This is a genomic window from Pseudoalteromonas sp. KS88 (genome assembly GCF_004766475.1).
Taxonomy (GTDB): Bacteria; Pseudomonadota; Gammaproteobacteria; order Enterobacterales; family Alteromonadaceae; genus Pseudoalteromonas.
The window spans coordinates 28,122-43,310 of sequence record NZ_PYHV01000008.1 but is presented as its reverse complement, the minus strand read 5'-3'; the positions used below and the strand labels follow the sequence as shown (position 1 = coordinate 43,310).

Below are 15,189 nucleotides of genomic sequence, written 5' to 3'. Positions count from 1 at the left end.
GACGCACATTTATGTTTAAACCACAAATTAAAGTGCCAGCGACATACATGCGTGGTGGCACCAGTAAAGGCGTGTTTTTTAATTTAACAGATTTACCTGAGGCCGCCCAAGTGGCGGGGTCTGCTCGTGATGAGTTATTACTTCGTGTAATTGGTAGCCCTGATCCTTATGGCAAACAAACTGATGGCATGGGTGGAGCAACATCAAGCACGAGTAAAACGGTTATCTTAAGTAAAAGTGAGCAACACGATCACGATGTTGATTACTTATTTGGACAAGTCGCGATTGATAAACCTTTTGTAGATTGGAGTGGCAACTGCGGTAATTTAACCTCTGCAGTGGGCGCATTTGCAATCAGTAATGGTTTAGTTGATAAAGGTAGAGTGCCTGATAATGGCATTGCTATTGTGCGTGTATGGCAGGCTAACATTAAAAAAAGTATTTTAGTGCATGTACCCATGATCAATGGTGAAGTACAAGAAACCGGTGATTTTGAGTTAGATGGTGTTACCTTTCCTGCCGCTGAAGTAAAGCTTGAATTTATTGACCCTGCTGATGGTGATGGTGCGCTATTTCCAACAGGCAATGTAGTTGATGATTTAGAAGTTCCAGGCTTAGGCACGTTAAAAGCAACTATGATCAATGCTGGTATCCCTACTATTTTTGTAAATGCCAGTGATATTGGTTATACAGGTACTGAACTACAAGATGACATAAACGCTGATGAAGCCGCACTCACTAAGCTTGAAAGCATTCGTGCCCATGGGGCAGTAAAAATGGGCTTAATTAATAATATTAATGAAGCACAAGCACGCCAGCACACACCTAAAGTGGCATTTGTGGCTGCTCCACATGATTATATATCTTCAAGTGGTAAGCAGGTTAATGCAAGTGATATCGATTTGTTAGTCCGTGCTATGTCAATGGGTAAGTTACATCATGCAATGATGGGCACTGCCGCTGTCGCTATTGGTACTGCTGCGGCAGTTGAAGGAACATTAGTTAATTTAGCCGCTGGTGGCGGCGCATTAACCGAAGTTACTTTTGGTCATCCATCGGGTACTTTAAAAGTCGGCGCACAGGCTAAGTTAGTCAATAATAAGTGGCAAGTTACCAAAGCCAGTATGAGTCGAAGTGCAAGAATTATCATGCAAGGGGTAGTTCACGTTCCTATAAAATAATGACTAAAAGTGCCTAAGAATCCCTTGGGCACTTGTTACAAATGTTAATGAATGTAAACGAAAAGGGTTAATCTTGACTTATAAGTCTATTATAAGTGGTTTCTCTAAATGTTTATGATGATATTTCCATCCTCTTAATTTTATATCTCACTGATATATATAAATTTAATATTTATGAACATGTATTTAAATTTACTTAACCCAAGAATGTAATAAAAATTACAATTTACAGTAAATTGTCATATATTAATGTTAAGTTTATGAAACTAAAATTTTAAACAGCTCATTACATTAATATGTACAGTTTGATACAAAATATTAACTTAAACGTTAAGCTGTATTAATGTATTCTTAGCTTAAGTAATGCTAATTGCTAACAAGCGCTCAAGGAGATTTACATGGCGAATAGAATAATAAAATACACCCCAATTGCGGCTTCTGTTGCATTCACACTTAGCTTGGCAGGTTGTGGTTCGGATAATGATAATAAATACACAAAGCCGGATCCTGTAACTGTATACAATGCTGAAGTGACAACAAGCTTTAATACCCAAGTTTCAGGTAAAGCAGTAAAGGGTTCTTTAAAAAATGCACAGCTAACTGTTAGTACGCTTAATGAAGCCGGTGAAACTGTGCCCGTTGCTTACCGTTTAGCTGCTGCCGATGAAAGCTTCTCGGCTGAGTCTACAACGTCTCAAGCAGATGCTGATGCGAGTGCATTAGAAAAAATAGTTGCTTCTAACCCAGAACAAGTCATGACCTCTGCAAACGGTGGTTACACACTGTTCATCGAAGATACTTTTACTGGACCTCTGAATATCACAGTAACAACGGCAAAAGAAGGTGATGATAGCTTTGTTAAGTGTGATTCATTTACTGGTTGTGGTTCTTATGATACTGCGCCAGATGCTTCTGAAGAAGCTTCAATGATGAATAATGGTGATACCGCAATCGATTTTGGTGAGTGGTATAAAGATGACCTAGCTCTTCAAGTAGTTAAGTTTATCAAAGCACCTGAGGCTTCAGCAGAAAGTAAAGCATCTGGCCCTCGTTTTGCTGAAGGTGATGATGCATCAGCAAGATTTTATGCTGCAAATGCAACATTCTACACAAGTGTTGCAGCAAAATTATTGCTTGATAACGCAGCAGATGGCACAGCCGTTTCTGATAAAGAAGTTGCGGCAGCAAGCTTGAAAACTCTGATCCAAATTGTTGGCCCGAGCGCTGCACTAAAAGCATCTTCTCTAATTGGTGATATTTCAACAGGTGGTGCTGTTGATTTTACCGATCTAAATGATGGGGATACTTTGGATGCAGGTACATTAGCATTGGTCCAAACTGCAGTTTCATTACAAGCGCTTGCTGGTACAGGTACAAATGGCTCGTTGAGCGAGCTAATGTCGAGCTTATCGACTGCTGTTAAAACTGGCAAGGTAGCAAATAATGATGATGATGCAATTAAACAAATTGCAACTGAACTACAAAAATCAGTTGAAAATACTAGCTTAATATTTTCAGCGGTCATTAGCGGTGAAGGTGTTGATGAAGCGTTTGCTAAAGTAGCAGAAAATATGGGGATTACTGACCCTGAAGCGATTGCGAAACTTAAAGAAAATGCAACTAAAGCTGTAGAGGAAATAAAAACGAAAGCTAAAAAAGCTGGCTTAGACAAAGATTTGAATGAAACTGCAAAAGAAGTAAAAGAAGCACTCAAGAAAATTGGCTGTACAGATGATTGTGATGTAGGCGAAGACTTTGATGCCATGTTAGCTGCAGAGCTAACTGCTGAAATTACCTCTACACAAGCGTTCATTGATGAAGTTGCCCCTCAAGTTGAGACTGCTGAAACAGCGTTAGCAGATGTTGTTGCATTAGGCGATGCAGGGCTAGAAACGTCTGATCAAGTTAAAGCATTTAGTGATGCGGTATTTATGGTTTCAGCAAACTTACCAAAATACAATGAGTGGGTTGTTAATGTTGAAGCGATGCTTGCTAAAGCATCAGGTATTGCAAAAACAGCGCAGGCATTAGCAGACAAAAATACAGCGTACTCGCAGCTTCTAACAGATGCACAAAATATAGAAGCTGATTTAAGAGTAGGATTAGCTGAGGTTAATTCGATTGTTTCAGGTGTAGAAGTGCAGGTTGCTCGAGCTAATGAGGCTGTTGCGGCTCTAGGTTTAGGTATAGAAATCGCAATTGCTAACGCAACGACTGCGTCTGAAAATCTAACAGTTGCTCAGTCTGCTGCAGATACTGCATCGATTGATTCAACATCGGCATCCGCTGCTGTAGATCAAGCAGTTTATGGTAATGCTGAAGAAGCCATGGCTGCAATCGAGGTTGCCAACACAGCATTAGCCGCAGCTGAGTTGCTTTCTAACAATGCTGATGCTCTTGAGTTGGCAGCTATTGCTGGTGATAAAGCTGCTACAGAGCTTTCTGTAGTTGCAGAAGAAGATGCTGATGTCGAATTAGCAACCTCACTTACTGAGTCTTCATCATCTGCACTTGCTTTAGCAGAGACATTAATAATTCAAGCTGCTGATGATTTTGCAAAAGCACAATCGTTGTTTGACGCTGCAACTATGGCTGCCAATAAGTTTGAATTTTTAGTTCAAGTTAAGTCAGATACTGCTTCGATTAGCAATGTTTCACTGGCAACTAAAACTGGTGGCAAAGCTGCATTTAATGTGGGTGAAATGGTTTATGATGTGCTAGATGAGGCTTATGACTTAGGTGATGAGGCTACAGATGTTATTTCTACTCGTTACCCTGAATGGACATACAGTTTCAATAAAACTAATAAAGGTGAAGAGCGTTTATTCTTAACCTTGTCACACGAAGATGGTAAACAGTTTGTTGAGTTAAAAGGCGAATATTTGTTTGACTCAAGCAAAACAGAAGCTCCTGCTCGTTTAGCGCTAGCGTATAATGGTTACCTTGAAGTTGATGTACTTGACGATAATGACGAGGTGCTTCGAACGGTCATGGCTACATTAGGCAATGACAGTGACAATCTGTCTGTTGTTGCTGCCGAATGCTTAGCAGGTAACATGCAACCAGGTGATACGTGTACTGTTTTTGATTTTAGTGCAGATGTTTCTTTCGATGATATATTCGATAGCACTTTAGCAAGTGTACAGTCTTGGAATGAGGTTACATTCACTGATGGTGATACTGGCTTTGCTGGCACAATTACGCTAAGTGGTGATGATATGTCTGATATGGGCAATCTTACTGCCTCTGGTATGGCTGGAGAGTTAGACTTTACTGCCATGCTTTGGTTAGATGATTCAACAGATGATGAGATGTATGGTGTTGAGATTAACCTACATAATGAGATTGATTACAAAATCGAGATGTCGGCGTCTGATAGTAATGATGTTTTCCAAGGCTCAGTCACTTCAAACTATAATGAAATGATGATGGAGTTTGGTACTGTTACAGAAATTACTAATGGAATATCAGTGACATATATTGATGGCGAGGTTATCGATTATACTGACATCAGCTTCTTAAACGAAGTTAAGTAATACAAATTAAGAGGGAGTGACTTGCTCCCTCTTAACTAAAATAATAACAAGTGGTAAAAGTATGAAAAAAAAAATTCTCGCGTTAGGATTTTCAACATTATTAACTTCCCCATTCATCCACGCAAATAATGATTTCCAATTTTTCTCAACATTAGATTCAGAAGTTTACACTGAAGCACAACCGGTTAAAGCATTTATCGACGATTTTGATGCGCCACTCACATCTGGCGACAGTGCCTTTACTTATAATGTTTTTGAGTTGGGTGTAGGCTATGGCAATTTTAAAGTAGGTTATCAAAGCCGTTTCGATTATGTATTAAGTTTTGACCCAGATACTGCGCGCTATTTACACACAGAAAAAAATGATTTGGCTTTTGAAGAAAGAGATTATATTTATGATTTAAATGGCAAACAGTCAACAACCAATGGTTTATTTTTTTCTTATGATTTTAAATTTTTAGAGTCTGATGCACTTAGTATCACTCCTAAGTTGACAATATTTGCTAGCACACACTTTCAGGACGCACATGTACAAGGTACTGTTTACAGTGATGAGATTCAAGGTGCTTTAGAAGTGGATTACTTCTTTTCCAAAGATATTTTATTCAAACGTTTTACACCAGACGAAAATCCTTCAGGCGTGGGTTACAGTTTAGACTTAGCCGCAAGTTGGGATATCAATCAAGATTTATCAGTTAGTTTACTTATTCAAGATTTACTCTATGAAACGGAATACGAAAAAAGTGGATTTGTAAATGGCTATACCACCGAGGTGCCATTTAGTGAAACTGCAGACGGTGGAATCGTGTCTCAACCAACTATTCGTTTATCTACCTCAGAGCTTGGCCATGAGAAAACACATACTTTTGAAATGGCGACGCGTTTCAAAGCGTATATCGATTATAGACTGAATGATAAATATTCTACGCAAGTTAGATTCAAGCGTTATGACAAAGATACATTTGTTCAATTAAAAGCTGCTGTTCATTTTTGGGATCATTGGTCAGCATACACCGGATATGAAACAAATAGTGAAGCGGTATTAGTGGGAGTAGAAAACGACTACTTAGGTTTTACCGTACAAACAGATCAACTAGATATCGACAAAGCATACTACGCGAATGTAAGTTGGTATGTGAAATTTGCATTTTAAGAGGCGAGTATGATAAAAAAAATAATTCCTATGTGCTTGCTGTCAGTGCTCGTAGGGTGTGGTAGTTCATCTGATGATGCTGCTTCAACAGATGTTCTCTCATTACCTCAAACAACGTCTAAGGTTAGTTTTTATATTGCTCCTTGGCAGAGCCCTGCTGGTACATTAAAAATTACAAACGAGCAAACAGCACAAGTAACAACGATGCAGGTTGATGATATCAACTCACTAACCCTGGATTTAACGAGCCTAGAATTTCATCAGGTTGAGTTTATTTCAGACTCTACATCAATTCCGTGCCCAAGTTTTGATGGGTGTGGCAGAACAGGTCGTGATAATCCAAATGATAAAAATGGTAACCGACGACTTGATTATCAAGAAATGATGGATATACCTTTGGATTATGCTGCTAAATTCTTAGCCGCACCGGGAAATAACAATGTCTATCTTTCACCGGTAAGTGCACTAAGCAATGCCGAAAACTTAGACCTTACCCTAGCAAGTTTGAGTGCAACTGAGTTCTTTCATCTTACACATAGCCAATTAAATGATAATTTAGAAGCCGAGGTACTGACAAACGCCTTAACATTCGGCGCGGTTCTTCAAAAGGCTAAGGAGATTGAAGCACAACTCAATTCAGAAAATTCGCAAATTGAGGAAATTACTGGATTTAAAGTGAGCATAGAGGCTTATGAGCGGTATGCGCAACAATATTTAGCTGAAAACTTACTGAATGTAAAAGGCAACCAACTAGTACAAACGGTTGCGGGTCAAGTAAAGCAACGCATTTTTTCACTGGCAAACGCAGAAGGCATAAAAGACACAGAGCAAACAGTACCTGCGCTGGACTCACGCCAGTTATTGGATGATGTACGAGACGCACTTGCTGTAATTAGGCTTCAAGAGCAAAAATATAGTGATGAACTAACGCAAAAGTTAACGCAGGCTGAGACATTACTAAATGACGATTCGCAACAAACAGTGTTGGCATTTACGAATGCCATGTTTGATGTTTTATCAAATTTCTCACCCGCTTCCAATACAGAATCTGGCATATACAAGATTGGTAAATTAGATGTTATTTATGCAGAGTCTCCTTTCACATGGCAAATATCGGGTGAATATGATGATCACCAAGTACAAATAGATATTAATGTTCCAAAGTGGCAAATAAGCAGCGTATTAGGTAATCAAATCAATGGTGAAGTAAGTGCTAAGGTGACCCGAGGCATGACAGAGCTTACCGTTGACGTTTCTGAGTTAACTTTAGATTTCGATGGAACGGATGACCCTTTTAATTTTAATCAAGATGAAGTAACTGGCATTGCAAAAGTGGCAACTACAATGATGCTTGAGAAAGAGGGGAGCCAAGTACAAGGTAAGCTTACAGCTAATATTGATAGGTTTGTTAGTCCATTTGAGGAATTGTTGACTGTCATATCAGGTTTTGATTTTGAAGGTGTAATTTCTTCAGATATTCAAACGACAGGAATTACTTTTCAAGCAATTGAAAAAACACCTTTTATAAACGAAGAGACGGCAAATATTGCATTTTCTTTACTGTTAGATATGCCTCTAAATGGTGCGCCTGGGTTTAAAATGGCCTATGCTGGAGATATGAATAAATTGGATGAGCTTAACAATGCAAACATATTTGTTACGCTAGACCAACAGCCATTAGATATTGCTATTCGTCAGGTAGGTGAAAATACGAATGCCGTTATAAAAGGGCAACACGGCCGATGGCTTGATATTAAGCAAAAAGGGCGTAATTTTAGTGGTGGACTTTACTTTGGTGACACGCAAATTGCTGATGTTACTGCAGTAAGAGGGGCCCCTGGCATTTTATTCCCTGATGGTACTTTTGAATCTTTATTTTAATATAAAAAGTAGATCACTTAAGTTATTAAGTGATCTACTTACATCTTCTACTTGATTCTTTTATTTGTTGCTCAAATGTTCTTTCTTTATTCATAGTTTCAATTTTTGAATTTATAGCTTGTAATATTGACCTCCAGTTTGCTTTTTTCTTACTAACGGAGTAATGCAAATATTTGTATTCTAAGCTGGGCTTTAAGGCTACTAACGAGCTGTTAATAATTTGTTTTTGATTGGCAGACATAGGTGATTTGTCAACACTGGCTAGCAGTGAGTCAAGATCAGCCACAATCAAGGTAACTCGTTTACTTAATAATAATCTAGCGAGTTGAAATTCATTATTTACGACAATCGTTGCAATTTGATTATTATCAATGAATTTATCCAGTTCAATAGTGTTTTTATAGGCTCTAACAACGCCTATGACTTCGTTTTTAATCGAATTGAGAGAGCCATCATACTGAATGTTGTTATCTTTTAGCGTAATAAGAGATAGATCCCCACCGGGAATTGGAGCAGATAAAGCCAGTACCTCATTACGTGTTTTATTTGGTACGTTATCAGATTCAGCTGAGTCATCAATAAAATATTCTGGAAATAAAATATCAGCTTTACCTAACTCTGCTTCTCTTACTGCACGTGCCCAAGGGTAAAACTCAACATCTACGCCATATCCTTGTGAGATAAGGATTTCAACAGTAACTTGAAAAACCCAGCCAAAATCACACAGAGATTCGTCAATATAGGGTGGCCAGTTCAAGGTTACTAACCTAAGCACCTCATCGGCATCTAAATTGTATCCATATCCATAATCGGTTTGTTGTCCCTTTACAGTTATGAGCTCATTATCTTGTATGAAACTAATCGCTGGGGGGGATGCATAAGTAAAGCTGGAAAATAAAAGTAAACAACATAAGCTTTTTATCACTTTAACCCTTAATTTTAACTATCAACTCACTATTTAAATTTTAGACTGAAATCGGCTTATAACAAGTTCTCGCGTAAGTTTGCTTATTTTTGTATGAAAAGTATGAGTGAAACACAAAGGTATAATTTAAGCTAAAGTGCAACAAAGGATATTAGAACCACCGATGTTGGCGCGGGGCATAAAGAGTAGGTGGCGCTCTAGGCAACTGAGTTACAGCTTATAACAAGTGTCATTAAACTAGAAATATCAATGGGAGTAATTAGTTGATACGACCGAGTAGATTCGAACCATCGATGTTGGCGCGGGGCATAAAGAGTAGGTGGCGCTCTAGGCAACTGAGTTACGGGCTTACAATAAGTATATTTAAACTAGAAATATCAATGTGAGTAATAGGTTGGTACGACCGAGTGGATTCGAACCATCGATGTTGGCGCGGGGCATAAAGAGTAGGTGGCGCTCTAAGCAACTGAGTTACAGCTTATAATAAGTGTAATTAAACTAGAAATATCAATGGGAGTAATTAGTTGGTACGACCGAGTGGATTCGAACCACCGACCTCTACCATGTCAAGGTAGCGCTCTAACCAACTGAGCTACGGTCGTACAATATAAATAATTAAATTAGATTTATCACCGGGAGTAATAAATTTGGTACGACCGAGTGGATTCGAACCACCGACCTCTACCATGTCAAGGTAGCGCTCTAACCAACTGAGCTACGGTCGTATCATAAATTTAAGTATTGTTAAGTACTTAATACTTAACAACGGGAGCTAATATATAGCGTGTTTACGGGCGAATCAAGCTCGATTGTTCATTTTTGGTTTGTTTGCCGTTTTTTTATTCATATTGGGCTGATTTCACACTGTTTATAAAAACCCTGCCACCAAACAACATGGTGCTTAGCTGATTTTTTTAATCGGTTCAGTAAATTATTTGTACTTGTATCTAACAGCAAATTGCTTAAGGCATTTTGATTATCAATGCTACCGCCCCATAACGTTTGGTAGTAAGGCATTAATCGCTCAAGCGCTCCTGTAAGCTGAGACTGATAGGGCTGTAGCTGTTCAAGATAAAACTTTTTAAATATGTTACTGATTATCTTTGCTTGTTTTTTGTTTTTAAGTGGGTCGCAAAGTGCGTTTAGCTCGATGTTACTTTCTAAAAAATCAGTTGCTAACTCATTTAAATAAGTTTGGTTTCTACTCGCTGTTATTAATGCCTGATTAAAATTGAAACGGTTTAATTGCTCTAAACTTTTATAAATGTGCTGAGTATTTATGTTCTGATAGTTACCCACATCTATTTGCTGCTTAATTGTAGCTATACGCTCAAGCGCAAGCTCTGTTTCAACTAAGCCATTAAAGTTGGTGTCCAATTCATAATGAGTAAGCTGCCATGTTTTTTTTAGTTCCACATCATTATATAGAAAATGTTTGAAATGATGAGCTAATAAACTTTTTTTATCTAATAACGCAGCGCTAATTTGTTGATATGTATTTGATGTTTCATCAAGTAGTTTTAAGCATGCAGGTGCAGCTTTAATAAACTCTATTTGATAAATCAGCCTACTTGCAGGGGTAGCGAGTTTTCCAAGCTGAGAATTGTGTTCTGCGATTAGCGTGCTTAAAGCGCACTTATTGAGTTGTGCTAGTTGCAAAACACCAACACTTATTTTGTCTTCATTTAATAGCGAAAACACAGTCTGAGGAATATTGCTTAGCTTTTCAGCTTTTACTAATGGCCTATCTACAGTATGAGATAAGCGCTTTTGATACTCTAGATGAATATCCCGGGGTTGCTCAGTGCAACCCGTCATTAGTATCAGGAGAATAAATATAAACAGCTTAGTAGCACAAAAAATCTGTTTGTATTGCTGGTACAATCTTTTATGAAGTGAATGGTTCACGTTTAAATCGTCTTGTTACTGTTAACATTAAAAGTATAGCGGCTACTGATAAGCCTACAATAATACCTATCCAAAAACCATGAGGCCCCATTGCTGGCACTATTAAATCTGTTCGTGCTAAAACATAACCTAAAGCAAACCCAATAAGCCAATAAGAAATAAACGTAATGTACGAAATAGGGGTTGTATGCTTTAAGCCTCGTAAAATGCCGTTTGCAGACACTTGTAACGCATCTGGAAGCTGATAGATGCACGCTAAAACCATAATAGAGGTCGCTAACGCTATTACCTGTGCATCGTCCGTATAAAGCTGACTAATCAGGTTACGACCAAAAAATGTGATTGTTGCAAGTAATAGGGCAATCATTATTGCCAGTATGTAGCTGGTTGAAACAGCTTCTTTCAGTTGCTTAAGGTGATGTTGACCATATAAATTTCCTATGCGAATACTAATGGCAATAGATAAGCTCAGTGGCATCATAAATAACAGTGTCGTTACACTTGCTGCTATTTGGTGTCCGGCGACAGCCACGGCGCCAAGATGCGCAATAAACAGCGGTATACAAGCAAACAAAGTAACTTCAAAAAAGGTGGCCAATGAGATAGGAATACCCACTTTAGTGATGACCCACATTGTTGAAGGCTTTGGTGCTTTGAAATTAGCGAGTAAAGCTTTCGCATCTATCTTTTTACTAAACTGGCAGTATATTACTTGTACAATTGCCATGGCTGTAAACACAAGAGCAGTTGCAACTCCGCAACCGGCTCCCCCTAAAGCAGGCATACCTAATTTTCCATATATAAATATATAGTTAGCGGGTACATTCACTGCAAGGCCAATAAGACTGATGTAAAAAGCGGGCTTAGTCATTCCCATACCTTCAGTGATATTTCTATAAACACTGAATACTAAAAAACCGAGAATCCCCCATTTTACAAAGTGAATATAATCAAAAGCCATATCAGCAATTTCTTGGCTAGTATTGAGTCTTAGAATTATCATATCGGCAAAAAAAGCGATTGAAAAACCAATAGCACTTAATAAAATAGCGAGGTAAAGTCCTTGCTGGAAATAATGGCTGATATTTGCTTTATCGTTGGCACCAGAGAACTGCGCAATGATCCCCGTTAAAGCGAGTAGAATACCTTGTAGAGCAAGCATTGCAGGGTTCCAAACACCTGTAGCAATTGATAAGGCTGCTAAATCGGTCGGACTCACTTGACCTGCCATAATGGTGTCAACCACAGACATCAGAACGAGTGTTACTTGAGCTAAAAATACTGGGATCGCAAGTGAAATAAGGCGTTTAGCTTCCCAATTACAAAAATTCATAGAGTGCGCAAAAAATAAAAATAAATGAACGCTAGTGTAATTGATTTATAGCAGAATAAAAGTTAACAGCGATGATTCACTGATCCTAAAGTGATAAACTATTCTATAAACAATAGAAATGTAGGCTCATAAGGTTATTTAAACATATGTTCACGGGAATAGTACAAAGCAAAGCAAGCGTTTTATCTACAGAGCAGCGTGAAGGTGTATTGCGCTTAACACTCTCAATAGACTTACAATATATTGAAAAGCTAGAAATTGGTGCAAGCATTGCCATAAATGGTTGTTGTTTAACTGTGGTTAAGTTTAGTCAGGCTGAAAACCAATTAGCACATGTTTATTTTGATGTAATTGATGAAACACTAAAACTAACAAATTTAGGAAGTTTAAAAAACGGTGATGAAGTTAATTTTGAACGTTCTATGACTTTTGGTGCAGAATTAGGTGGGCATATTATTTCTGGCCACATACACTGCTGCGCCGTGATTGAGCAAATAATACATACCAAAGACAATTGTAAAATGAAACTTACATTACCATCTGAATGGCAAAAATACGTTTTATATAAAGGGTTCGTAGCAATTAATGGAGCGAGTTTAACTGTTGGAGAAACAGACGATACTGGCTTTTGGCTTCATTTAATTCCCGAAACCCTCGCAATAACTAATCTTGGTAACGCCCAAGCTGAAGATCGCCTAAATATAGAAGTAGACCAACAAACGTACACGATTATTAATACTGTTGAAAATTACTTAGCTAAACAAGCTATTTAAAATACTTGCTCGTTATCGCTGTCAATATGTAACTCTATTTTGTTGTATGCGTGATCTATGTGCATATTAAAATGAATAGGGTTACAACAGGCGCTGCAGTCTTCAAAGTAATCTTGGTCCCCTTCACTGGCATCAAGGGTTACGTGGATATGGTGCCCACAGTGCGGGCAACAAATCCGTTGTGATAGATGATTTTTCATAAATACTCCAACCTTCAAATCAACAAAAGCAGCTCTTGTCTTTATAACGCGTCTGGAGTGCTTTTGTGGTGGTGTCTTGTTTAAAAATCCTATCTTAAATATAGTCTCAATTAGCCGTTTATGACATTCCCTTTACAATAAAATGGCTGTTATTTTATAAGCAGTTCGATTTGTTGTTTTGCTTCAGTTAGATAGTGACCTGCAAAAATATTTGCATTATTAAGTATTGGATACAATTGATAGATATGTTTGCGTTTTTCATAGCCTGTGGCTAAAGGGTACAGGTGATCATATGCTCGATAGAAATCGTCGGGTAGTGGGGCGAACAATTCACTCATCGCTATATCTACTTCCCGATCACCATAATAACTTGCGGGGTCAAAAATACTGGGTATCGTATTTATGAAACCCATATTGCCGCGCCAAAAGTTACCATGTAATAGTGATGGCTGGACTGTATGGCTATGCAGTAAATCTTTGACTAATCCAATTAAGTTTTCTTTATCAGTTAGGTTGATGCCTTTTTCTTCGAGCAATTGCAGTTGCCAACCAATGCGCTCTTCTGCAAAAAATACATCCCATTTTTTATGCCATCGATTAGGTTGAACAGTAGAGCCTAAAAAATTATCATGATCAAAGCCAAACATTGCTTGTTGATGCTTGTGATGAAGACTGGCTAAGTGACTGCCCATTGTTTGCCAATCGGTATGTGGTTGTTGATCAAATGTAAGCCATTCAAGTACTAAAAATGAAAACTCTATATTCGCGCCTAACGTGATACAGTCTGGCACCATAAATAGGCTTTCTTGAGTCAGCAATTTCAAGCTATGTGCTTCGCATTCAAAATGTTCTAAATATGAATGGTGACCAACTTTAACTAAATATTGGTGGGTCCCGTCGCTAATTTCATACAACTTAATATCATTTGTATTTTGCAGCTGGCGTTTGTAGGTGTGTTTAAAATCAAAGTGCATTGCTTGGCTGATCTGCTCATTAACGGTATTCCACATAATAATGCTCAACTTTTATACAGATAACTAAACTATGGCAAAAAGTAGTTAAATAAACAAACTCTTGTATGTAAAATTCACAAACCAGTTTTAAGTGACTACGCTATAGCGCCTGGAGAGAATATGAACAAAAGTATGCTTACAAATTTAACGGCAGTGATATTGGTGTTGATTGGTTATTTTTTAGATCAAGCTATTGTGCTGTCAATTGGCTTATTTGCGCTTTCTGGCGCTTTCACAAATTTGCTTGCTGTGCATATGCTGTTTGAAAAAGTCCCTTTTTTATATGGTTCAGGGGTTATACAAGTCAAGTTTGGACGCTTTAAAGAAGCCATCAAAGAATTGGTTATAACAGAGTTTTTCTCCAAGGAAAAAATAGCCAATTTATTGCAAAGCAAGAAGCCAGAAATAGATTTAAAACCGGTTATTGAAGATGTAAATCTAGACCCTGCTTTTGATAGTTTACTTGAAGTAATTGAGCAATCTCAGTTTGGCAGTATGCTTGCCATGTTGGGTGGCACGCAAGCTGTTGAACCTATGCGCGGATCATTTATAGTTAAAATGAAAGCGTCTTTGATAACTATGAGCGAAACTGCAGAGTTTAAGCAACTTGTTAATGAAAAGCTCACTCAAAAAACGATGTCTTCAGATGCTTTGTACAATACAGTGTTAGGGCTGGTGGATGATAGGCTTGATGAACTGACACCTGCTATGGTGAAAGATATTATTCAGACCATGATACGTGAGCACTTGGGTTGGCTTGTTGTATGGGGTGGAGTTTTTGGTGGTTTATTTGGTTTAATTGCTGCCATTTTATAGTGAGAAAAACTTAAGCAGGCCAACGACTCGCCTGCTTAAACATAAATAACACTATTCATAACTATTTAGAGCCCGAAACAACCAAAATAGTGTCATCATTAACTTTAGCTAAATCTTGAATGCTCGTTTTTGTACTAGAGTCTAAATTTAAAAATTTAGCTGATTTATTAAAGCCATATTTACCTGCAAACTGAGCCAGTTGCATATCATTACAACGTAATTTATTGACTGCTGTATTTTTATTCATACGTAAGTCACGCATCGTTGTTGAAAGTGTAATCGGTCTATTTGCTACCACAGCCATACAAACTTGAGTACCAGGTGTGTTATCTGCTGCAATAAATTCTGCCGCCTGAGTTGTAGTAGATGCAAGTGTTGCCGCGCCGATTAAAAGAGTCGTAGTAAGTGTAGTTGTTAAAGTGTTCATCATCATTCTCCAGGTATTGATGTTAGTTGACGATTTAATTATT

12 protein-coding genes and 2 tRNA genes are annotated in these 15,189 nt (G+C 38.0%); 6 read left to right on the top strand and 8 right to left on the bottom strand.

Translation table 11 applies throughout. The features are described 5' to 3' along the window. Window positions 1–11: 11 nt before the first annotated feature. The 4 genes from prpF (at window position 12) to C7Y70_RS05600 (ending at window position 7,751) form a co-directional block, all read left to right on the top strand. On the top strand, window positions 12–1,181 hold the full coding sequence (gene prpF, locus C7Y70_RS05615; protein ID WP_135473699.1) for a 2-methylaconitate cis-trans isomerase PrpF: 1,170 nt from the start codon (window positions 12–14) through the stop codon (window positions 1,179–1,181). Between the two features lie 398 nt (window positions 1,182–1,579). Beyond that, on the top strand, window positions 1,580–4,717 hold the full coding sequence (locus C7Y70_RS05610; RefSeq protein ID WP_135473698.1) for a hypothetical protein: 3,138 nt from the start codon (window positions 1,580–1,582) through the stop codon (window positions 4,715–4,717). A gap of 61 nt (window positions 4,718–4,778) precedes the next feature. Further along, window positions 4,779–5,870 (top strand): hypothetical protein, encoded by a 1,092-nt coding sequence (locus C7Y70_RS05605; RefSeq protein WP_135473697.1) that lies wholly within the window; start codon window positions 4,779–4,781, stop codon window positions 5,868–5,870. Between the two features lie 9 nt (window positions 5,871–5,879). Further along, window positions 5,880–7,751 (top strand): hypothetical protein, encoded by a 1,872-nt coding sequence (locus C7Y70_RS05600; protein ID WP_135473696.1) that lies wholly within the window; start codon window positions 5,880–5,882, stop codon window positions 7,749–7,751. Between the two features lie 34 nt (window positions 7,752–7,785). Here the strand turns inward: C7Y70_RS05600 and C7Y70_RS05595 are convergent, their stop codons facing one another. The 5 genes from C7Y70_RS05595 to C7Y70_RS05575 all read right to left on the bottom strand — a co-directional run bounded on the left by C7Y70_RS05595 (window position 7,786) and on the right by C7Y70_RS05575 (window position 11,917). Continuing rightward, on the bottom strand, window positions 7,786–8,676 hold the full coding sequence (locus C7Y70_RS05595; RefSeq protein WP_245321374.1) for a transporter substrate-binding domain-containing protein: 891 nt from the start codon (window positions 8,674–8,676) through the stop codon (window positions 7,786–7,788). A gap of 525 nt (window positions 8,677–9,201) precedes the next feature. Then, window positions 9,202–9,278, bottom strand: a tRNA-Val gene (locus tag C7Y70_RS05590). 46 nt (window positions 9,279–9,324) lie between these two features. After that, window positions 9,325–9,401, bottom strand: a tRNA-Val gene (locus C7Y70_RS05585). Window positions 9,402–9,519: 118 nt separating this feature from the next. Further along, entirely contained in the window at window positions 9,520–10,494 is a 975-nt protein-coding gene (locus C7Y70_RS05580; RefSeq protein ID WP_135473695.1) for a DUF3080 family protein, read from the bottom strand. Between the two features lie 70 nt (window positions 10,495–10,564). Continuing rightward, window positions 10,565–11,917, bottom strand: a complete 1,353-nt coding sequence (locus C7Y70_RS05575) for an MATE family efflux transporter (RefSeq protein ID WP_135473694.1) — start codon at window positions 11,915–11,917, stop codon at window positions 10,565–10,567. Window positions 11,918–12,063: 146 nt separating this feature from the next. Here C7Y70_RS05575 and C7Y70_RS05570 point away from each other — a divergent pair, with 146 nt between their 5' ends. Next, window positions 12,064–12,690 carry a riboflavin synthase subunit alpha gene (locus tag C7Y70_RS05570; RefSeq protein WP_135473693.1) on the top strand — a complete coding sequence of 209 codons (627 nt, stop codon included), beginning with the start codon at window positions 12,064–12,066 and terminating at the stop codon, window positions 12,688–12,690. Here C7Y70_RS05570 and C7Y70_RS05565 read toward each other — a convergent pair. Then, window positions 12,687–12,890 (bottom strand): CPXCG motif-containing cysteine-rich protein, encoded by a 204-nt coding sequence (locus C7Y70_RS05565; RefSeq protein ID WP_099294145.1) that lies wholly within the window; start codon window positions 12,888–12,890, stop codon window positions 12,687–12,689. The two genes, C7Y70_RS05570 and C7Y70_RS05565, sit on opposite strands and share 4 nt — an antisense overlap. A gap of 149 nt (window positions 12,891–13,039) precedes the next feature. Then, on the bottom strand, window positions 13,040–13,900 hold the full coding sequence (locus tag C7Y70_RS05560) for a fructosamine kinase family protein (protein ID WP_135473692.1): 861 nt from the start codon (window positions 13,898–13,900) through the stop codon (window positions 13,040–13,042). Window positions 13,901–14,023: 123 nt separating this feature from the next. Between C7Y70_RS05560 and C7Y70_RS05555 the strand changes: the two genes are divergently transcribed. Next, window positions 14,024–14,719, top strand: a complete 696-nt coding sequence (locus tag C7Y70_RS05555; RefSeq protein ID WP_135473691.1) for a DUF445 domain-containing protein — start codon at window positions 14,024–14,026, stop codon at window positions 14,717–14,719. Window positions 14,720–14,780: 61 nt separating this feature from the next. Here the strand turns inward: C7Y70_RS05555 and C7Y70_RS05550 are convergent, their stop codons facing one another. Further along, window positions 14,781–15,146 carry a DUF3718 domain-containing protein gene (locus tag C7Y70_RS05550; RefSeq protein ID WP_135473690.1) on the bottom strand — a complete coding sequence of 122 codons (366 nt, stop codon included), beginning with the start codon at window positions 15,144–15,146 and terminating at the stop codon, window positions 14,781–14,783. Window positions 15,147–15,189 lie beyond the last annotated feature (43 nt).